Source organism: Nocardioides sp. Root1257, assembly GCF_001425175.1.
Lineage (GTDB): Bacteria > Actinomycetota > Actinomycetes > Propionibacteriales > Nocardioidaceae > Nocardioides.
On the sequence record NZ_LMDV01000013.1, the window covers coordinates 40,489 to 59,832 of the forward strand.

Annotated in this window: 19 protein-coding genes; 10 read left to right on the forward strand and 9 right to left on the reverse strand. The window is 71.5% G+C overall.

The window, feature by feature from the left end:
* Positions 1 to 3 precede the first annotated feature (3 nt).
* A complete protein-coding gene (locus ASC77_RS23205; RefSeq protein WP_056158743.1) occupies positions 4 to 1,521 on the forward strand; it encodes a leucyl aminopeptidase in 1,518 nt (505 codons plus the stop codon).
* A gap of 157 nt (positions 1,522 to 1,678) precedes the next feature.
* On the opposite strand, the gene ASC77_RS23210 is transcribed toward ASC77_RS23205, so the two are convergent.
* Entirely contained in the window at positions 1,679 to 2,035 is a 357-nt protein-coding gene (locus tag ASC77_RS23210; protein WP_235547911.1) for a hypothetical protein, read from the reverse strand.
* A gap of 82 nt (positions 2,036 to 2,117) precedes the next feature.
* Here ASC77_RS23210 and lpdA point away from each other — a divergent pair, with 82 nt between their 5' ends.
* Positions 2,118 to 3,497, forward strand: a complete 1,380-nt coding sequence (gene lpdA / locus ASC77_RS23215; RefSeq protein WP_056158746.1) for a dihydrolipoyl dehydrogenase — start codon at positions 2,118 to 2,120, stop codon at positions 3,495 to 3,497.
* Positions 3,498 to 3,545: 48 nt separating this feature from the next.
* Positions 3,546 to 5,324 (forward strand): 2-oxoglutarate dehydrogenase, E2 component, dihydrolipoamide succinyltransferase, encoded by a 1,779-nt coding sequence (gene sucB / locus ASC77_RS23220; protein ID WP_056158749.1) that lies wholly within the window; start codon positions 3,546 to 3,548, stop codon positions 5,322 to 5,324.
* 32 nt (positions 5,325 to 5,356) lie between these two features.
* Here the strand turns inward: sucB and ASC77_RS23225 are convergent, their stop codons facing one another.
* Both ASC77_RS23225 and ASC77_RS23230 read right to left on the reverse strand, forming a co-directional pair.
* A complete protein-coding gene (locus tag ASC77_RS23225; RefSeq protein WP_056158752.1) occupies positions 5,357 to 6,316 on the reverse strand; it encodes a type IV toxin-antitoxin system AbiEi family antitoxin domain-containing protein in 960 nt (319 codons plus the stop codon).
* A 63-nt stretch (positions 6,317 to 6,379) separates the two neighbouring features.
* Positions 6,380 to 9,202 carry a PAS domain-containing hybrid sensor histidine kinase/response regulator gene (locus ASC77_RS23230; RefSeq protein ID WP_056158754.1) on the reverse strand — a complete coding sequence of 941 codons (2,823 nt, stop codon included), beginning with the start codon at positions 9,200 to 9,202 and terminating at the stop codon, positions 6,380 to 6,382.
* 87 nt (positions 9,203 to 9,289) lie between these two features.
* Between ASC77_RS23230 and ASC77_RS23235 the strand changes: the two genes are divergently transcribed.
* Positions 9,290 to 10,189, forward strand: a complete 900-nt coding sequence (locus ASC77_RS23235; RefSeq protein WP_056158757.1) for a TIGR01777 family oxidoreductase — start codon at positions 9,290 to 9,292, stop codon at positions 10,187 to 10,189.
* Here the strand turns inward: ASC77_RS23235 and ASC77_RS23240 are convergent.
* On the reverse strand, positions 10,135 to 10,611 hold the full coding sequence (locus ASC77_RS23240; protein WP_056158760.1) for a hypothetical protein: 477 nt from the start codon (positions 10,609 to 10,611) through the stop codon (positions 10,135 to 10,137). The two genes, ASC77_RS23235 and ASC77_RS23240, sit on opposite strands and share 55 nt — an antisense overlap.
* Before the next feature lie 40 nt (positions 10,612 to 10,651).
* Between ASC77_RS23240 and lipB the strand changes: the two genes are divergently transcribed.
* The 3 genes from lipB (at position 10,652) to ASC77_RS23255 (ending at position 13,231) form a co-directional block, all read left to right on the forward strand.
* Positions 10,652 to 11,398, forward strand: a complete 747-nt coding sequence (gene lipB / locus ASC77_RS23245) for a lipoyl(octanoyl) transferase LipB (RefSeq protein ID WP_200945126.1) — start codon at positions 10,652 to 10,654, stop codon at positions 11,396 to 11,398.
* A gap of 85 nt (positions 11,399 to 11,483) precedes the next feature.
* Positions 11,484 to 12,395, forward strand: coding sequence for an ABC transporter ATP-binding protein (locus tag ASC77_RS23250; protein ID WP_056158766.1), 912 nt, complete (start codon positions 11,484 to 11,486; stop codon positions 12,393 to 12,395).
* Positions 12,392 to 13,231: an ABC transporter permease gene (locus tag ASC77_RS23255; RefSeq protein WP_056158767.1), complete on the forward strand. Its 840-nt coding sequence runs from the start codon at positions 12,392 to 12,394 to the stop codon at positions 13,229 to 13,231. Before ASC77_RS23250 ends, ASC77_RS23255 begins: the two co-directional genes overlap by 4 nt.
* On the opposite strand, the gene ASC77_RS23260 is transcribed toward ASC77_RS23255, so the two are convergent.
* Both ASC77_RS23260 and ASC77_RS23265 read right to left on the reverse strand, forming a co-directional pair.
* Complete coding sequence (locus tag ASC77_RS23260) at positions 13,232 to 13,723, reverse strand: SRPBCC family protein (protein ID WP_056158770.1); 492 nt, start codon at positions 13,721 to 13,723, stop codon at positions 13,232 to 13,234.
* On the reverse strand, positions 13,720 to 14,073 hold the full coding sequence (locus tag ASC77_RS23265; protein WP_056158773.1) for an ArsR/SmtB family transcription factor: 354 nt from the start codon (positions 14,071 to 14,073) through the stop codon (positions 13,720 to 13,722). Before ASC77_RS23265 ends, ASC77_RS23260 begins: the two co-directional genes overlap by 4 nt.
* 81 nt (positions 14,074 to 14,154) lie before the next feature.
* On the opposite strand from ASC77_RS23265, the gene lipA reads away from it, so the two are divergent.
* Together lipA and ASC77_RS23275 are read left to right on the forward strand one after the other, a co-directional pair.
* Positions 14,155 to 15,099 carry a lipoyl synthase gene (gene lipA / locus ASC77_RS23270; RefSeq protein ID WP_056158775.1) on the forward strand — a complete coding sequence of 315 codons (945 nt, stop codon included), beginning with the start codon at positions 14,155 to 14,157 and terminating at the stop codon, positions 15,097 to 15,099.
* A 42-nt stretch (positions 15,100 to 15,141) separates the two neighbouring features.
* Positions 15,142 to 15,864 (forward strand): DUF4191 domain-containing protein, encoded by a 723-nt coding sequence (locus ASC77_RS23275; RefSeq protein WP_056158777.1) that lies wholly within the window; start codon positions 15,142 to 15,144, stop codon positions 15,862 to 15,864.
* A gap of 107 nt (positions 15,865 to 15,971) precedes the next feature.
* Here ASC77_RS23275 and ASC77_RS23280 read toward each other — a convergent pair whose 3' ends face one another.
* Both ASC77_RS23280 and ASC77_RS23285 read right to left on the reverse strand, forming a co-directional pair.
* A complete protein-coding gene (locus ASC77_RS23280; protein ID WP_056158781.1) occupies positions 15,972 to 16,829 on the reverse strand; it encodes an LppX_LprAFG lipoprotein in 858 nt (285 codons plus the stop codon).
* A 47-nt stretch (positions 16,830 to 16,876) separates the two neighbouring features.
* Positions 16,877 to 17,290 (reverse strand): RDD family protein, encoded by a 414-nt coding sequence (locus ASC77_RS23285; RefSeq protein ID WP_235547913.1) that lies wholly within the window; start codon positions 17,288 to 17,290, stop codon positions 16,877 to 16,879.
* 188 nt (positions 17,291 to 17,478) lie between these two features.
* On the opposite strand from ASC77_RS23285, the gene glnA reads away from it, so the two are divergent.
* Entirely contained in the window at positions 17,479 to 18,897 is a 1,419-nt protein-coding gene (glnA, locus tag ASC77_RS23290; protein ID WP_056158784.1) for a type I glutamate--ammonia ligase, read from the forward strand.
* Positions 18,898 to 19,065: 168 nt separating this feature from the next.
* Here the strand turns inward: glnA and ASC77_RS23295 are convergent, their stop codons facing one another.
* Positions 19,066 to 19,299, reverse strand: a complete 234-nt coding sequence (locus ASC77_RS23295) for a DUF2630 family protein (RefSeq protein WP_056158787.1) — start codon at positions 19,297 to 19,299, stop codon at positions 19,066 to 19,068.
* Positions 19,300 to 19,344: the final 45 nt, after the last annotated feature.

Sequence of the window (19,344 nt, forward strand, 5' to 3'; positions counted from 1 at the left end):
TCGGTGACGACCTACACCCTGCGCAGCGCCAACCCCGCGAAGACCCGATGCGACGCCGTGGTCGTCGGGGTGGTGCAGACCCCCAAGGGTGTCGAGCTCGCGGACGGCGGCGACGAGGTCGGCAAGGCCTACGGCCGCAAGCTGCGGCCGCTGCTCGCCAGCCTGGGCGTCACCGGCAAGACCGGCGAGACCGTCAAGGTCCCGACCTCCGGCACTCTCGCGTCGCCCCTCCTGGTCCTGGTCGGCCTGGGCAAGAAGGTCGACACCGTCGCCGTACGCCGGGCCGCCGGCGTCGCCGCCCGCTCGGTCGGCAACGCGGCGTCGGTCGCCGTCGCGCTGCCCGGCGGCTCGCCCGAGCTCGTGCGCGCCGCGACCGAGGGCCACGTGCTCGGCGGCTACGCGTTCACGACGTACAAGTCTGGGAAGGGCAAGAAGGAGTCCGAGGGCGGCGCCCCCGGCGAGGTGGTGATCCTCAGCGAGGGTGCGCGCCGCAAGGACGTACAGACGGCGTTCGAGGAGGCCCAGGTCGTCGCCCGCGCCGTGGCCGTCACCCGCGACTGGGTGAACACGCCCCCCAACGACCTCACCCCGCCCGCGTTCGCGGACGCGGTCGCCGCCGCGACCAAGGAGCTGACGAAGGGCCGGGGCGCCCCGAAGGTCGCGATCACCGTGCACGACGAGAAGGCGCTCGCCGAGCTCGGGTGCGGCGGCATCCTCGGCGTCGGCGGCGGGTCGTCGGCGGCGCCGCGACTCGTCGAGCTCTCCTACTCCCCCAAGGGCGCCAAGCACCACCTCGCGCTGGTCGGCAAGGGCATCACGTTCGACTCCGGCGGCCTGACCATCAAGCCCGCCGGCAGCATGAACGAGATGAAGTCCGACATGGCCGGCGCCGCCGCCGTCGTGCAGGCGACGTACGTGATCGCGACCCTGGGGCTGCCGATCAAGGTCAGCACGTTCGTGCCGATGGCCGAGAACATGATCTCGGGCAACGCCGTCCGGCCCGGCGACGTCCTCACCATCTACGGCGGCACCACCGTCGAGGTGACCAACACCGACGCCGAGGGCCGGCTCGTGCTGGCCGACGCACTCGTGCGCGCCACCGAGCTGAAGCCCGACGTGCTGCTCGACGTCGCGACGCTGACCGGGCACATGGTCGTCGCCCTCGGCGACCGGGTCGCCGGCGTGATGGGCTCGGGCGAGGTCGTCGACGACGTCCTGGCGGCCGCGGCCACCGCGGGCGAGGAGATGTGGCCGATGCCGATCCCCGAGGCGATGACCGAGCGGATCCACAGCAGCAAGGTGGCCGACCTGGCCCAGCACGACTGGATCCGCTGGGGCGGCGGCCTCTTCGCCGCGGCGTTCCTGCGCGAGTTCACCGCCGGCATCCCGTGGGCGCACCTCGACATCGCGGGTCCGTCGTACAACTCCGGCGGCGCGTGGGGTCACGTCACGTCGGGTGGCACCGGGGTCGCGGTCGGCACGGTCGTCGACTTCGCCCGGGCGCTGGCGGCGTCGGAGTAGGCGCCGCGGCGCGCGGGTGGACCGGCTGCGGGTTTCACCGGCTGACCGCCGAAACCCGCACAGCTGTCAGCCAGAACCCTCATGACACGCCGGGTCCTCACGGCGTGTCGTGCGGGTTTCACCGGCTGACCGCCGAAACCCGCACGGGGCCGCCGCGCTACCCGCCGAGCTTCTTGCGGCGGTTGTAGTCGCGCATCCGCTGCGGGATGCCGACCACCGCGGCGTCGTACGACGGGATCTGCTGCTTGTTGCAGAACTCGTGTGCCCACTTGGCCGACGGCACCCGGCGGCGGGTCCACTCGCCGTCGTGCGCGACGAGGAGGAGCGTCACGTCGCTGACCGCGGTCCGGGGCTCGACGAAGCCCTCGACACCGCGGCGCTCGGCCGACCAGGTGAAGAGGTGGTCGAGGTCCATCGAGTCGGCGGCGCGGACCCGGGTGGAGCCCGTGCGCGTCGCGTCCCGCGCGGGTCCGCTCATCTTCGGCCCGCGCCGGAACCGGTCCATCCATGCCATGGGGACAAGTGTGCCCGCACGACCTACTGATGCGTAGTGAGGCCGGTGTGGACACGCTGGGCCGAAGTGGAAGGATGGGCTCGTGGCCGACACCGACTTCGACGTACTGATCCTCGGTGCAGGCTCGGGCGGCTACGCCTGTGCTCTGCGCGCCGCCCAGCTCGGCCTGTCGGTCGGGCTGGTCGAGAAGGGCAGCCTCGGCGGCACCTGCCTGCACATCGGCTGCGTGCCGACCAAGGCGCTGCTGCACGCCGCCGAGATCGCCGACCAGACCCGCGAGTCGGAGACCTTCGGCATCCGCGCGACGCTCGAGGGCGTCGACATGGCCGGCGTCAACGCCTACAAGGACGGCGTCATCTCGCGCCTCTTCAAGGGCCTGACCGGCCTGATCAAGGGTCGCGGCATCACCGTCATCGAGGGCGCGGGCCGCCTCACCGGTCCGAAGCAGGTGACCGTCGGCGACACGACGTACTCCGGCCGCGCGGTCGTGCTGGCCTCCGGCTCCTACGCGCGCAGCCTCCCCGGCCTCGAGATCGACGGCGAGCGGGTGATCACCTCCGACCACGCGCTCAGGCTCGAGAGCGTCCCGAGCTCGGTGGTGGTGCTCGGCGGCGGCGTCATCGGCTGCGAGTTCGCGAGCGTGTGGCGCAGCTTCGGCGCCGAGGTGACCATCGTCGAGGCGCTCCCCCGGCTGCTGGCCGTCGAGGACGAGGCGTCGTCGAAGGCGCTCGAGCGCGCCTTCCGCAAGCGCAAGATCAACTTCCGCACGAGCACGCCCTTCCAGAGCGTCAAGCACACCGAGACCGGAGTCGCCGTGACGGTGGAGGGCGGCGACATCATCGAGGCCGACCTGCTGCTCGTCGCCGTCGGCCGCGGTCCGGTGACCGAGGGCCTCGGGTACGACGAGCAGGGCGTGACCATGGACCGCGGCTTCGTGATCGCCGACGAGCGGTGCCGCACCAACCTCGAGGGCGTGTACGCCGTCGGCGACATCGTGCCCGGCCTGCAGCTGGCGCACCGCGGCTTCCAGCAGGGCATCTTCGTGGCCGAGGACATCGCCGGCCTCGACCCGCAGCCGATCGACGAGGCCGGCATCCCGCGGGTCACCTACTCGCACCCCGAGGTCGCCTCGGTCGGGCTCGACGAGGCCGCCGCGACCGCGACGTACGGCGCAGACGGGATCGAGACGCTGACCTACGACCTCGGCGGCAACGGCAAGAGCCAGATCCTCAAGACGCAGGGCTTCGTGAAGCTGATCCGTCGCAAGGACGGGCCGGTGATCGGCGTCCACCTGGTCGGTGACCGGGTCGGCGAGCTGATCGGCGAGGCGCAGCTCATCTACAACTGGGAGGCGTACGCCGACGACGTCGCCCCCCTCGTGCACGCGCACCCGACGCAGAACGAGGCCCTGGGCGAGGCCCACCTCGCGCTCGCCGGCAAGCCGCTGCACGCCCACGCCTGATAGACCAGACCTACCAGCACTCCAGACAAGAACGAGCGAAGGAACTCCATGGCCACCGAAGTCAACCTCCCGGCACTCGGCGAGTCCGTCACCGAAGGCACCGTCACCCGCTGGCTGAAGCAGGTCGGCGACTCGGTGGCGGTCGACGAGCCGCTGCTGGAGGTGTCGACCGACAAGGTCGACACCGAGATCCCCTCCCCGGTGGCGGGCACGCTCCTGGAGATCAAGGCCAACGAGGACGACACGGTGGAGGTCGGCGCCGTGCTGGCCGTCATCGGCGACGAGGGTGAGGGTGGCGGTGACGGCGGCGGCGAGTCCGCGCAGGCCGAGCCCGAGCCGGAGCCGGAGCCGGAGCCGGAGCCCGAGGAGGAGAAGGCCACCGAGCCCGAGGCCGCCGCGGAGCCCGCCCCTGCCGCCGAGGAGGCGGAGAAGCCCGCCGCCGAGACCAAGCCGTCCGGTGGCGGTGGTACGTCGGTGACGCTGCCCGCGCTGGGCGAGTCGGTCACCGAGGGCACGGTCACCCGCTGGCTGAAGTCGGTCGGCGACGACGTCGCGGTCGACGAGCCGCTGCTGGAGGTGTCGACCGACAAGGTCGACACCGAGATCCCCTCGCCGGTCGCCGGCACGCTGCTGGAGATCAAGGTCCAGGAGGACGAGACCGTCGAGGTCGGCGCCGAGCTCGCCGTGGTGGGCTCCGGTGACGCCGCCCCCGCGAAGACCGAGGAGAAGGCGCCCGAGCCGGAGCCCGAGCCCGAGCCGGAGCCGGAGCCGGAGCCCGAGCCCGAGCCGGAGCCGGCCCCCGTCGCCGAGGAGAAGAAGCCGGAGCCGGCCGCTGCGCCCGCCCCCAGCGCCCAGTCGCCCACGACCAAGGACCCGGAGCAGCCCGTCGGCGGCGGCGACGGCCCCGGCTACGTGACCCCGCTCGTGCGCAAGCTCGCCACCCAGCACGGGGTCGACCTGGGCTCGGTCAGCGGCACCGGCGTCGGTGGCCGGATCCGCAAGCAGGACGTGCTCGACGCGGCCGCCCGCGCCCAGCAGCCGGCTGCCCCCGCGGCCCCGGCCGCCGCTCCCGCAGCCGCCGCTGCCACGTCGCCTGTCCCGGTCGCGCCGTCGCCGCTGCGCGGCAAGACCGAGAAGATCTCGCGGCTGCGCAAGATCATCGCGAGCCGGATGGTCGAGTCGCTGCAGACCTCGGCCCAGCTCACCCAGGTCGTCGAGGTCGACGTCACCAACATCGCGCGGCTGCGCGAGAGCGTGAAGGCCGACTTCCTGGCGCGTGAGGGCGTCAAGCTGACGTACCTCCCCTTCTTCGCGAAGGCGGCGATCGACTCCCTCAAGCAGCACCCGGCGCTGAACGCGACCATCGACACCGAGGCCGGCGAGGTGACCTACTTCGACCGCGAGCACGTCGCGTTCGCGGTCGACACCGAGAAGGGCCTGCTCACCCCGGTCGTCAAGGACGCGGGCGACCTGTCCGTGGCCGGTCTCGCGAAGAAGATCGCGGACGTCGCCGAGCGCACCCGCACCAACAAGATCGGGCCGGACGAGCTCTCCGGCGGCACGTTCACGATCACCAACCTGGGCAGCTTCGGGGCCCTGTGGGACACCCCGATCATCAACAAGCCCCAGGTCGCGATCCTCGGTCCCGGTGCCGTCGTGAAGCGCCCGGTCGTCATCGACGACCCGAACCTGGGCGAGACGATCGCCGTGCGCTACATGGTCTACCTGGCCCTGACCTACGACCACCAGCTGGTCGACGGCGCCGACGCCGGCCGCTTCCTGCGCGAGCTCAAGCAGCGCCTGGAGGCCGGTCAGTTCGAGGTCTGAGCAACTCGTACGACGCAACGCGGTGGCCCGGATCAACCTGGTTGATCCGGGCCACCGCAGTTCGGGCACCTGGCCATCTCGCCGGGCCAGCCGAGGCGCTGCATGAGCCGTGCGACCTGGCTCGTCGTCCGGCAACCGTGCCGGAAGACCTGTCCGTAGCCGAGCCGCAGGGTGCGTCCGTCGTCGGCCACCGCCTGATCGAGGTCGCGCTCCAGGTCTCGGTCCCGCTCGACCACGCTGCTGTGGTGGAGCCGCCCGTCCAGCTCCACCGTGAGTCCGAGCGCCCGGTACTCGACGTCCTGGAAGATCCGACCGCCGTGCGCGAACCGCTCCGACTGACGGCTGCCGACGGGCAGGCGGTGCGGTCGCTCGACCCGGTCCAGGTAGCCGTGCTCGAGCACCGAGCATGCACCCGCAGCCACGTCCTCGAGGACGCCGACGAGGAACCGCCGCCCGGCGACGCGCCTGCGCTGGTGCAGCACGTCGAGCAGTCGTGCTGCGGTCGTACGGCGGGCTCCGCACGCGTCAGCGAGCACGGCGACGGCCGCCAGCTGGTCGCTCGCAGCGACGGCGAGGTCGATGACCAGCTCGTCGTACCGGAGCCGCGGCGGCCCGAGGTTCCACTGCACCTTCTCGTCGAGCCCACTCACCCGTCGTAGCCGCACGCCCGGCGGACGTCGGAGGTGTCGGTCGCGATCGATCGCCACGTGCACCGGACCGTCGACATCGCCTCGACGCCCAGGCCCGTCGTACGCGCGTCGTGCGGACGGCCCGTCGAGCGCGGCCGGCCAGCACAGAAGGACCGCAGCCCAGGCCCGCTGGTGCCAGGTGAGCGGCCCGGTGTGGTCGACGTACACGCCGGGGTGAACGGCCACCCACTCCCGACGCCTCAGCGCGCGAGCGACAGCCGTCCTCGACATGCCGGCCTCCAAGGCCTGGGTGCGCGAGAGCACGCCGTCCTGGTCACGAAGCAGCCGCTCGATGTCGTCCACACGGCATCCTGCCTGCTGCGGCGAGCAGCCGCGAGTGGGCGGCCGGCGCCCTGTGGATGACGCTCAGCGCAACCAGGCGCTGGCCTCGACCAGCTCGTCGATGGCGCCGGCGACGGCCGTGCGCAGCTCCTCGATCTCGCGGCGGTCGGGCACCTCGCCCTGCTCGGCGCGCAGCTCGAGGTCGAGGCAGCGGCGGGCGAGGCTGGTGAGACCGACGTTGTCGGCGCTGCCCCGCAGCCGGTGCGCCTTCTCGGCGATGGCGACGGTGTCCTCGGCGGCGGCCGAGGCGGCCAGCTCGACCATCGTCTGCAGCGCGCTCGAGCCGAACCGGTCCACGATGCGCAGCACCAGGTCCGCGCTGAAGCCGTCGTCGACGAGCTCGCGCAGACGCGCGTCCGCGGTCGAGGACTCGCCGACCAGGGGCGCGGCCGTGTCGTCGGGTACGACGGTCTCCCAGGGCAGCCACCGCTCGAGGGTGGTCGCGAGCAGGCCGGCGTCGACGGGCTTGGGCAGGAAGTCGTCCATGCCCGCGTCGCGGCAGCGCTCCCGCTCCTCCTGGGTCGCCGAGGCCGTCATCGCGATGATCGGCATCCGGTCGAGCGCGCCGCCCATCGCGCGGATCGCGCGAGTGGCGTCGAAGCCGTCCATCACCGGCATCTGGCAGTCCATCAGGATCGCGTCGAAGTGCTCCGGGGAGTCCGCGACGACCGCGACCGCGCGGGCGCCGTCGGGGGCGATCACCACCTCGCAGCCGAGGTGGCGGAGCATCCCGGTCGCGACCAGCTGGTTGACGGCGTTGTCCTCGACGACCAGCACCCGACCTCGTACGACGTCGGTCGGCGACTCCGGGATCGCAGGGCGGTCCGGGCGCTGCGGGTCGAAGCGACCACCCAGCACCGCGAGCTCGTCGAGCAGGCGCGAGGCGAGGATCGGCTTGGAGACGAAGGTGTCGATGCCGACGTCCTCGAGCCAGCCGGCGCTGGGCGCGATCGCCGAGGAGAGCAGCGCCAGACGGAGCGGCTGCAGCCGTTCGTCGGAGCGGATCGCGCGGGCGAGCTGCTCGCCGTCGAACTCCGGCATCATGTAGTCGAGCAGCACCACGTCGTACCCGTCGGAGCGTCGCAGCGAGCCGTCCAGCTCGCCCAGGGCCTCGTGACCCGAGGCCGCGACCGTCACGTCGACGTCCCAGGCCCGCAGCTGCTCGGCCAGGATGAAGCGGTTGGTGGCGTTGTCGTCGACGACGAGCACCCGCAGCCCGGCGACGGCCCCCTCACGCAGGGCCGGCGAGCCGACGCCGGCCGCCGGGAGGAACGGCGCGGTGAACCAGAACGTGCTGCCCTCGCCGGGGGCACTGATGACGCCGATGGCGCCGCCCATCGCGGTGACGATCCGCTCGCTGATGGCGAGGCCGAGACCGGTGCCGCCGTACCGCCGGGTGGTCGAGCTGTCGGCCTGCGAGAACGCCGTGAAGAGGCGGTCCTGGACCTCCGGGTCGATGCCGATCCCGGTGTCGCTCACCTCGACCCGCAGCGCGGACTGGCCGGTGCCGCTCGCCCGGACGACGACCTCGCCGTGGTCGGTGAACTTCACGGCGTTGGCGACCAGGTTCGTCACGACCTGGCCGAACCGGACCGGGTCGCCGCGCACCAGGGCGGGCATGTTGTCGACGCTGGAGATCACCAGCTCGAGGCCCTTCCCGGTGGCACCCTCGGCCACCATCGCCACGCTGCGCTCGATGACGTCCCGCGGGTCGAAGTCGACCTCCTCGAGGTCGAGCCTGCCCGCCTCGACCTTCGACAGGTCGAGGATGTCGTTGACCAGCGCGAGCAGGGCACGCCCGGCCTGGTCGATGCCGTCCGCGAAGCGCCGCTGGTTGTCGGTGAGCTCGGTGCGGCTGAGCAGCTCGGACAGCCCGATCACGCCGTTGAGGGGCGTCCGGATCTCGTGGCTCATGGTCGCCAGGAACTCCGACTTCGCCCGCGACGCGGCGAGCGCGTCGTCGCGGGCCGTGGCCAGCTGGCCGGACACCTCCTCGCGCTGCGCGACCGTGGCGAGGAGCGCGAGCATCTGCAGGAAGATCGCGAGCTCGTACGGTCGCGGGGTGCTGGCCGCGCGGCTGTCGGAGACGACGACGCAGGCCAGGCGGTCGCGGACCAGCGCGGGCCCGGCCACGAAGACGGTGCCCGACGGCCCGACGCGCTGGATGACGTCGCGACCCACGGTCACCTCCTCGGCCATCGCGCGGGCGAAGGCCAGGTCCTCGGCGTCGAACTCGCGCCAGCCGGCGTCGAAGTGCACCAGCGTGGCCGGGTCCTCGACCGTCGGGGCGGACACGATGATCGCCGGCCACTGGGTGAAGGGCCGCACGATGGTGTCGGCGGCGACCAGGGCGTCGCCGAGCGTCGGCGCCTCGTTGGCCGCCGCAGCCATCGCGCTCAGGAAGGCGAGCCCCTGCTCGGCCTCCTTGCTCTCGGTGATGTCCTGGACGGTGCCCGCCGCGCGGACCAGGTCGCCCGCGTCGTCGAGCGTGGCCATCCCGCGCACGCGCACCCACTGGACGGGCTGGCCGTGCTCGGGCCTGAGGCGGACGTCGAAGCCCATCGGAGCGCCCGCGCTCGACATCGCGTCGTACGCCGCCTCCACGACCTCGCGGTCGTCGGGGTGCAGCCTGTCGAAGAGCGTCTCCCCCGTCGGCTCGAACGACCGGGGCTCGAAGCCGAACACCCGGAAGAGCTCGTCGGACCACCGCAGCACCTTGTCGGAGGCCGTGAACTCCCAGCTCCCGATCTTCGCGATCGACTGGGTCTCGGCGAGCTCTCGCTCCCGCTGCTCGAGCTCCTCGACCAGCTCCTCGCGCGAGCGATCGTCGGTCTCGGGGCGCACCATGGGGCCGATGCTCCCCCATCTGCTGCCGGTCTGCACACACCTGGGCGATCCCGGAGTCGATTGGGCGCGGCGTGCTTGGCTGGGGTCATGGACGCACGGACGGTCGTGATCGCGGGAGCGTCGGGATTCCTCGGCACCCACCTGGGGCGAGAGCTCGTGGAGCGGGGGCACGCCGTCGTCGCACTCACCCGGCGCCCGACCTCGGCACCCGACGAGTCGAGCTGGGACCCCTACGCCGGGGTCTACGAGCGCGACGTGATCGAGCGAGCCGACGTCGTCGTCAACCTGGCCGGTACGCCGACGATCGGCAACCCACACTCCGCCCGCTGGGCGCGACAGCTCCGCGAGAGCCGGGTGACGACGACACGCGTGCTGGCCGAGGCGATCGCCGGCAGCGAGCGACGTCCCGCGTTCCTCGCTGGCAACGCGATCGCCTGGTACGGCGACCACGGCGACCAGCCGGTCACCGAGGAGTCCGACAGCCGCGGCGACAGCCTGATGACCAGCGTGACTCGGGAGTGGCAGGSGGCCGCCGAGCCGGCGGTCGCGGCCGGGGCGCGGGTCTGCTTCCTGCGCACCGCACCGGTGATGGACCGCTCCGCCGCCCCGCTCAAGCAGCTGCGCCTGCTCACGAAGCTCGGGCTCGGCGCCCGGCTCGGCGACGGCCGGCAGCACATGGCGATGATCTCGCTGCGCGACTGGGTCGGCGGCGTGACGCACCTCGTCGAACACGACGACGTCTCCGGACCGGTCAACCTGTGCTGCCCGACGACGCCCACCAACGCGGAGTTCACCGACGCGCTCGCTCGCGCGGTCGACCGCAAGGCGTTCCTGGTCGCACCCGGCTTCGCCGTACGCCTCGGCGCCGGACCGGTGGCGGGCGAGGTGCTCGGCTCGATCGACCTGCGCCCGACCGTGCTCGAGGACGGCGGCTACTCCTTCCGCGACCGCACCGTCCACGAGGTGGTCCGCACCGCGCTCGCCTGAGCGACCCGCCAGGTCGACCCGGACCGCACCAGCAGCACCCGCCGCGTCGACGCCCCGGCCTCCGGCAGCGGCAGTCGTACGCCGGGCCCGCGCGCGACCGCGCCTGCCAGCCGGTCGGTCACGACCAGGTCGAGCCGGGTCGCCGTCGCGCGTCGCACCTCGAGGTCGAGCAGCTGCATCCGCATCCCTCGCACCCGCAGGCCGCGCGCCCGCCAGGCGCGCAGCATCGCCACGTCGGCGCGACCGGCCGACGCCCGTGCGGCGTAGAGCGATCCCAGCGCGACGGGGTCCCCGGCCGCCCACGCCGCGGCGCGCCGGTCGTCCCAGTCGTGCAGCACCGCCGAGGCACCGGCCGGCTGCCCCGGCGCGAGCGCGAGCAGGCCCGCCAGGAGCTGGTGCACGAGCTGCTGCAGGAAGGTCACCCCACGGTCCTACCCCGTCGCGCGTGGGGATGCCGGCGTCATCCACAGCCGCCCGCGGCGTACGCTCGACCGCGTGAAGTTCGAGCACGTCGGGACCATCGACTACGTCGCCGCGTGGGACCTCCAGCGCGAGGTCCACCAGCGGGTCGCGGACGGCGAGCAGGCCGGCACGACGCTGCTGCTGGAGCACCCGGCGGTCTTCACCGCCGGCAAGCGCACCCAGCCGCACGACCGGCCCGCCGACCCGCACGGCGCACCCGTCATCGACGTCGACCGCGGCGGCACGATCACCTTCCACGGCCCCGGCCAGCTGGTCGGCTACCCCATCGTCGCGCTGCCCGACCACGTCAAGGTCGTCGACTACGTACGCCGGGTGGAGGAGGCGCTGATCCAGGTCTGTGCCGATCTCGGCGTGACCACGGCGCGCGTCCCCGGCCGCAGCGGCGTCTGGCTGCAGGCCGACGACCGGGGCCCGGAGCGCAAGATCGCCGCGCTCGGCATCCGGGTGAGCCGCGGCGTGACCATGCACGGCTTCTCCCTGAACTGCGACGTCGACCTCGCCTGGTTCGACCGCTTCGTGCCCTGCAGCATCGACGACGCCGGCGTCACCTCGCTCAGCAAGGAGCTCGGTCGCGACGTCACGACGACCGAGGTGCTGCCGCTGGTGGAGCGGCACATCGCCGAGATGCTGGCGTGGGCGCCGTACGACGCGACGCCGGACTACGAGGCGCGGCCCGACCCCGCCAAGCAGCCGCGCATCGAGCTGCTCACCCCGAGCCGCCCCTGAGCGCTCGGCGCGTCTCGACCGTTTCACCTTCGCTGCAACCGATTCGGTGGTTGGGTCGTCCAACGACCGACCCGGGAGGACGTGGATGAGCGAGCTGGTGATCGAGACCAAGGGGCTCCGCAAGGAGTACTACACGAGACGCGGGCACCAGGTGGCGGTCCGGGACCTCGACCTCGCCGTCCCGGCCGGAGGCGTGCACGGCTTCCTCGGCCCCAACGGGTCCGGGAAGACGACGACGATCCGGATGCTGCTCGGGCTCGCGCGCTCCACGGCGGGCACGATGCGACTCTTCGGCGAGCAGGTGCCCGACCGGCTGCCGGCGGTCGTCGGTCGGGTGGGCGCGGTCGTCGAGAACCCCAAGTTCTCCCCCAACATCACCGGTCGGCAGAACCTCCTCCTGCTCTCGCGCTCGATCGGCGCGCCGGACACCCGGGTGGACGCGGCGCTCGAGACGGTCGGTCTGACGGCCCGAGCGAAGGACCGCTACAAGGGCTACTCGCTGGGCATGAAGCAGCGGCTCGCGATCGCGGCCACCCTGCTGAAGGACCCGCAGCTGCTGATCCTCGACGAGCCGACCAACGGTCTGGACCCCGCCGGCATCCGCGAGGTCCGCGACACCATCCGCGACCTCGGCGCTCGCGGGGTCACGGTGCTGCTGTCGTCGCACATCCTGGTCGAGGTGCAGCAGGTCTGCTCCGCGGCCACGATCATCGGCCACGGCCGGCTGCTCGCGTCCGGTCCCGTCGACGAGCTCGTCGGCACCAGCACGGCGTACCGGGTCGAGGCACCGGACCCGGTGGCCGCCCGGCAGGTGCTGGGCGACGCCGGCTTCCGGGTCGGCGACGACCTCGTCGTCGAGACCGACACCCCCGCATCGGTGACCGAGGCGCTGGGAGGCGCCGGCATCTGGCTCACCGGGCTGACCCCGGTGCGTCGTGACCTGGAGTCGGTGTTCCTCGAGCTGACCGCCGGCACCGAGATGGGGACGGACCAGTGATCGGGCTGCTGCGGGTCGAGCTGACCCGGCTGCGGTGGCGCCGCGCGGTCCTGCTGCTCCTCGGGGCGGCGGTGGCGGTCCCCGCGATCATCTTCGCGTTCCTGGTGCACGACACCCGGCCCCGGCCGGACGACTTCACCGACTACGACTACTACTACGCCCAGCTGAGCATCGTGCAGGAGCGGACCGGAGGCTCCGGCATCGCGGTTGCGCTGATCCTGGCGATGCTCTTCGTCCTCGTCGGCACGACGTTCGTCGGCCACGACTGGAACACCGGCTCGATGAGCAACCAGCTGCTCTTCGAGCCGCGGCGCGGCCGGGTGTGGCTGGTCAAGGCGGCGATGCTGGCCGTCGTCGCCTTCGTGGTCTCGCTGGTCGTGCTCACGGCGTACTGGAGCGGGCTGTGGGCGGTCTCGGTGCACCGCAACCTCGACCTCCCCGACCACGCCATGGTCGCGGCCTACAAGCAGGGCGTGCTGGGCGCCTTCTTCGCCTCGGTGGCCGCGGTCTTCGGCTATGCCCTCACGATGTTCTTCCGGAGCACGGTCGCCACGCTCGGCGTGCTCTTCGGCATCGCCGCCGCGGGCGGCGCCCTCGTCGGGGCGACCGGGCTCTCCGACCACGCGCAGGCGATGCCGTGGACCAACTACGAGGCCTACATGGTGGGCTCGTCCACGACGTACGACTGGGACTGCTTCCCGAACGACACCGTCGTCGAGCACGGGGCGTGCGAGACGGTCGTCACCCGGGCCGAGTCGCTGCCCTACTTCGGCGTCATCCTCGCCGTGGTCGCCGTCGGGTCGGTGGTCACCTTCCGGCGCCGCGACGTGCCCTAGTCAGCCGCGGTAGTGCTCGGCCATCGCCGGGTAGTAGTCGCGGTCGAAGTCGATCGCGGCGACGTCTCCCCCGGTCTCGGCGGCGACCAGCCGGTCCAGGTAGTACTCCCAGCCGGGACCGACGCTGTCGGCCATGGTCGCGTCGACGTCGGGCTGGGTGAAGGTGAGCGTCGTGACGCCGTCGGCCTCGGTCAGGTCGAGGTCCAGGTCCCACCACTCCTCTCCGACCTGCGTGGAGACCGCCAGCCGGCGCGGCGGCACGCACTCCCGGATCCGCATCCCGTCCTCGGGCGCACCCTCCTCGGCGGTCATCCGGAAGAGCACCTCGCCGGACGCCGGGTCACCGGTCCAGGTCCCGATCCAGCGCGCAAGCCGCTCGGACTCGGTCACGGCCGCCCAGACGTCCTCGATGGGCGCGCGGAACTCGCGGACGATGGTCAGGCGGGCCCGTCCCTCCGCGGACTCGACGGTCCCGGTCGGTTCCTTGCTCATGCGGTCTCCTCGATGTCGACGGATGTCGTACGCCGGTCGCGGGTGACGCGGCGTACCTCGGTGTCGAGCGCGTCCAGCGCGTTCGGGGTCAGTGGCTGCGGCAGCACCAGCCCCTCGACGTACGCCGTCAGCGGTGCCAGGCCGGCGCGACGCAGGGTGTAGTGGCGTTCGCGGCCGCGCTCCTCGGCCTCGACGAGGCCCGCCTCGGCGAGCAGGCGCAGGTGCTTGCTCACCGCGGGCCGCGAGATCGGCAGGCCGTCGGCGAGGTCGACGACCCGGCGCGGACCGGCGGCGAGGGCCCGCAGCAGCGAGCGTCGTACCGGGTCGGCGAGAGCCGCGAAGGCGTCCACGGATACAGGTAACCATCTGGTTACCGATCACGCAACGGCCCGATCCTGGGAACCGTGGGTCACCCGCGTAGGCTGGCTCCCGTGACGCAAGCTCCCGCCCCAGAAGGACGCAAGCTGCTCCGACTCGAAGTGCGCAACGCGGAGACCCCGATCGAGCGCAAGCCGGAGTGGATCAAGACCCGGGCCAAGATGGGCCCCGAGTACAAGCACCTCCAGAGCCTGGTGAAGTCCGAGGGACTCCACACCGTGTGCCAGGAGGCCGGCTGTCCCAACATCTTCGAGTGCTGGGAGGACCGCGAGGCCACCTTCCTCATCGGCGGAGACCAGTGCACCCGGCGCTGCGACTTCTGCCAGATCGACACCGGCAAGCCGCAGCCGCTGGACCGCGACGAGCCGCGCCGCGTCGCCGAGTCCGTCCAGAAGATGGAGCTGCGCTACGCCACGATCACCGGCGTCGCGCGCGACGACCTCGAGGACGGCGGTGCCTGGCTGTACGCCGAGACCGTGCGCGCCATCCACGAGATGAACCCCGACACGGGCGTCGAGAACCTGATCCCCGACTTCAACGGCAAGCCCGACCTGCTGCGCGAGGTCTTCGAGTCGCGGCCCGAGGTGCTGGCCCACAACGTCGAGACGGTGCCGCGGATCTTCAAGCGGATCCGCCCGGCCTTCCGCTACGAGCGCTCGCTGGACGTGATCACCCAGGCCCGCGACTTCGGCCTGGTCACCAAGTCCAACCTGATCCTCGGCATGGGCGAGACCCGCGAGGAGGTCTCGCAGGCGCTGCGCGACCTGCACGGCGCCGGCTGCGAGCTGATCACGATCACGCAGTACCTCCGCCCCTCCGTGCGCCACCACCCCGTCGAGCGCTGGGTGAAGCCGGAGGAGTTCGTCGAGCTCCGCGACGAGGCGGACCAGATCGGCTTCGCGGGCGTGCTGTCCGGGCCGCTCGTCCGCTCGTCGTACCGGGCCGGTCGGCTGTACCGTCAGGCGATGGACGCCCGCGCGGGCGCCGCGACCGCCTGAACCACCCCCACCGAGCACAACAAGAACGAGGCACACCAGAAGATGGCGAAGGACCCGAAGCCCGTCGACCCGGACAAGATGAGCCGCGGCAGGCAGTTCGTCGAGACCTACCGGATGGCCAGCAAGTCGGACCCCCGGCTCGGCCTGTGGATCCTCGGCTCGTTCGCGCTCGGCGCGGTCGTCGGCTTCTCGGTCTTCTACTTCCTGCTGCCCGGCTCCGGCTGGCTGCACTGGGTCATCTCGGTGGTCGGCGCCCTGCTGCTCGGCACCCTGCTCGCGATGATCGTCTTCGGGCGACGCGCCCAGCGGGCGGCGTACAGCCAGATGGAGGGCCAGCCGGGCGCTGCCGCGGCCGCGCTCCGGATGCTGCGCGGCCGCAGCTGGAAGACCGACCCGGTGATCGGCTTCACCAAGCAGCAGGACGTCGTGCACCGCGTCGTGGGGCCTCCCGGCATCATCCTGGTCGGCGAGGGCAACCCGAACCGGCTGCGCCAGCTGATGACCAGCGAGCGTCGCAAGCACGAGCGGGTCGCCGAGGGCATCCCGATCCACGAGGTGATCTGCGGCAACGGCGAGGGCGAGGTGCCGCTGCCCAAGCTGGCCCGCTACGTGCAGAAGCTCGGCCGTCAGGTGAAGCCCGCCGAGATGACGGACGTCCTGTACCGGCTCAAGGCGCTCGACGCCAACCGCTCGGCGATCCCGATGCCCAAGGGCCCCGTCCCCACCAGCATGAAGGGCATGCGCGGGCAGATGCGCGGTCGCTGATCGGAGCCGCGCCAGCGGATCCGATGATGGTGGTCGAGCAAGCGCTCTGACTGAGCCTGCGAAGTCAGAAGGCGCGTGTCGAGACCCGGTGAGGCGAGACGCAGCCTCTAGCCCGCCGTCGTGCCGCCCGTCATCGAGCCGAGGTCGGGCATCTCGGTGATCTCGGAGGCCGGCGGGGCCTCGATCGTCACGTCCTTGCCCCAGTCCGAGGCGGAGATGTCGACGGTGGACTCCGTCCCGGCGACGGGCAGGTCCATGTGCATCTTCGACAGGCGGTTCTCGTCGTCGAGCCAAATGTCGTAGGTGAGCGAGTCGGGCAGCTGCGACTCGGCCCCGGAGGGCATGTCCATGGCCGTCACCAGGTCCTCCGGCGACACCGTCAGCTCGTAGTGGCCGTCGCCGTCGTACGTGACCTTGTCGATCGCGGGCTCCATCTTCTTCAGCGTGCTCGCCGGGTCGAACTGGTCGAGCATGCTGCCCATGTCGCCGAGGGGGCTGTCGGAGTCGGAGGGGTCGAGCTTCCAGAACTTGCCGCCGGACATCGACCCGAGCTTCATGTAGAAGATGCCGTCGACGAAGCGCACGTCGGTCTTCGTGCCGTCACCCGCCATCGGCAGGTCCATCGTCATCGCCATCTCCGGGGTGTCAGCGGTGTAGTCGATGTCCCCCTCGCCGCTCATCTCCCCCATCGACCCGAGCCCGACCTTCATCGTCATGTGGGCCGTCGTCGACGCCTTGACGCCGTCCTCGATGGTGTCGACGAAGTCGCCGGGGTCGACCTCGTCGCCCTTCTGAAGACCGGTCAGGACAGCCGCGGCGGCCGGGTCCTTCGCCTCGGAGCCGGAGTCGTCCTTGTCACCGCAGGCGACCAGGCCAGCGACCAGCAACGGAGCCAGCGCGGCGGCGGCCAGGCTGCGACGCAGGGGTCGACGGGACGTACGGCGGGCGGCGGGCGGGCGCGTCATGACTCCAGCATCTCCCGCCGACCCAAGGCCGGAAACCTCCGGTCGGGCTATGGCGTGTGGCCGGTAGCCGTCTGCAGGGTGACCGTCGCCGTACCGGCAGCGATGTCGTGGAGGCCACGCCGGTCGGGCCGGAAGACCAGCGGCGGGATCACCAGCGCGACCAGGATCGAGCGAGCCAGGGAGCGCAGCGGGTCGAGGCGACCGCCGTTGTCGACGCGGACGACCCGCAGCCGGGTGGCCAGCTTGCCGAAGGAGCCGCCCACCGTGCAGGTCAGCACGGCGGACTCCAGGACGAAGACGATCAGCACGTACAGGCTGCCCGGGCTCCCGGTCCGGGAGTAGTCGCTCCAGCCCATGAAGAACACCACGACGAGCGTCGAGGCGAACCAGTCGACGAGCAGCGCGACCACGCGCCGTCCCCAGGACGCGGTCTCGTACGGCAGGGACGCGGGGTCGGGCACGTCGCACAGCGTAGATCGGCGCTCAGCGAGGCTTGGCAGGTGGGCACCTGTTACACGGGAGAAACAAACCCGATACGGTCGAGAAACGACCCGTACGTAGTTTCGGGCTGGTCCGGCGCAGCGTTGCACCGGGTCCTGGATCCGCACGCACGTCGGCCGGCGCCTCGCGGCGCGGCCAAGGAGGACGAATGTTCCAGAACAGCGACGAGCTGCTCAAGTTCATCAAGGACGAAGGCGTCGAGATGGTCGACGTGCGCTTCGTCGACCTGCCCGGCATCGAGCAGCACTTCACCGTGCCGGTCTCGTCGTTCGACCAGTCGGTCTTCGACACCGGCCTCGCCTTCGACGGGTCCTCGATCCGCGGCTTCCAGGCGATCAACGAGTCCGACATGGCGCTGTTCCCGGACCCGTCGACGGCGTACGTCGACCCCTTCCGCACGGCGAAGACGCTGAACCTGAGCTTCTTCATCCACGACCCGATCACCGGTGAGGCGTACTCGCGCGACCCGCGCAACATCGCCCGCAAGGCGCTCGCCTACCTCGAGACCACGGGCATCGCGGACACCGCGTTCTTCGCGCCCGAGGCCGAGTTCTACATCTTCGACAGCGTCCGCTACTCCACCGCTGCCAACGAGGGCTACTACCACATCGACTCGATCGAGGGCTGGTGGAACTCGGGCAAGGAGGGCGACAACCTCGGCTACAAGACCCGCTTCAAGGGTGGCTACTTCCCCGTCGCGCCGTACGACCACTACGGCGACCTGCGCGACGAGATGGTGAAGAACCTCGAGGCCTCCGGCCTGCTCGTCGAGCGCGCCCACCACGAGGTCGGCACCGCCGGCCAGGCGGAGATCAACTACAAGTTCGACACGCTGCTCAAGGCCGCGGACGACGTGATGAAGTTCAAGTACCTCATCAAGAACACCGCGTGGAACAACGGCAAGTCCGTCACCTTCATGCCGAAGCCGATCTTCGGCGACAACGGCTCGGGCATGCACGTGCACCAGTCGCTGTGGGCCGGCGGCGAGCCGCTGTTCTACGACGAGACCGGGTACGGCGGCCTGTCGGACATGGCCCGCTGGTACATCGGCGGCATCCTCAAGCACGCCCCGGCGCTGCTGGCCTTCACCAACCCGACGGTGAACTCCTACCACCGCCTGGTCCCGGGCTTCGAGGCCCCGATCTCGCTGGTGTACTCCTCGCGCAACCGCTCCGCGTCGGTCCGGATCCCGATCACCGGCTCGAACCCGAAGGCCAAGCGCATCGAGACCCGCTTCCCCGACCCGTCGGCGAACCCGTACCTCGCGTTCTCCGCGCTCCTGCTCGCCGGTGTCGACGGCATCAAGAACAAGATCGAGCCGGCCGCGCCGATCGACAAGGACATCTACGAGCTCCCGCCGGACGAGATGGCCGAGATCGACCAGGTGCCGACCTCGCTCGGCGCCGTCCTCGAGGCTCTCGAGGCCGACCACGACTTCCTGACGGTGGGCAACGTCTTCACGCCCGACCTGATCGAGACCTGGGTCGACTACAAGCGCACCCACGAGATCGCTCCCGTGCAGCTGCGCCCGCACCCGCACGAGTTCGAGCTCTACTACGACATCTGAGCGCCCCCAGCCTGAGCTTGCGAAGGCTGGGACCCAGGCGCCAGGTTGAGGAGCCGCGCGAGCGAGGCACGAGCTCGCGATTGGCGTCTCGAAACCGATCTCTCGTCCAGCGCGAAGGCCCCCGGAGCGATCCGGGGGCCTTCTCGCGTTCCGACCCGCGGGACGGAACTACTGGATGTAGCCCTCGACCTGGGACTCGGATCGCTCCGTCACCTCGGAGGCGTCCTTGCCGAACTCCCGAGCCGCCTGACGCTGCCGGAGGAGGTCCCAGGCCTGGTCGAGCTGTCGCTCGAGCTCGGTGAGCCGCCGCCGGTGCTCGTCCGAGGCGCCGGAGGCACGGAGCTGGTGCTCCTCCTCGACCAGGGCGCTGATGCGCTGATGGATCTCGTCGTCGCGGGTCATGCCTCATCCTCGATCACGAGGAGCACGCCCGTCCATCACCGGATT

Coding starts and splice junctions, on each gene's coding strand:
- ASC77_RS23210 (WP_235547911.1), bottom strand. CDS start 2,035: ATGGCATGGATGGACCGGTTCCGGCGCGGGCCGAAGATGAGCGGACCC.
- sucB (WP_056158749.1), top strand. CDS start 3,546: ATGGCCACCGAAGTCAACCTCCCGGCACTCGGCGAGTCCGTCACCGAA.
- ASC77_RS23230 (WP_056158754.1), bottom strand. CDS start 9,202: ATGGTGCGCCCCGAGACCGACGATCGCTCGCGCGAGGAGCTGGTCGAG.
- ASC77_RS23250 (WP_056158766.1), top strand. CDS start 11,484: ATGAGCGAGCTGGTGATCGAGACCAAGGGGCTCCGCAAGGAGTACTAC.
- ASC77_RS23260 (WP_056158770.1), bottom strand. CDS start 13,723: ATGAGCAAGGAACCGACCGGGACCGTCGAGTCCGCGGAGGGACGGGCC.
- ASC77_RS23275 (WP_056158777.1), top strand. CDS start 15,142: ATGGCGAAGGACCCGAAGCCCGTCGACCCGGACAAGATGAGCCGCGGC.
- ASC77_RS23280 (WP_056158781.1), bottom strand. CDS start 16,829: ATGACGCGCCCGCCCGCCGCCCGCCGTACGTCCCGTCGACCCCTGCGT.
- glnA (WP_056158784.1), top strand. CDS start 17,479: ATGTTCCAGAACAGCGACGAGCTGCTCAAGTTCATCAAGGACGAAGGC.
- ASC77_RS23295 (WP_056158787.1), bottom strand. CDS start 19,299: ATGACCCGCGACGACGAGATCCATCAGCGCATCAGCGCCCTGGTCGAG.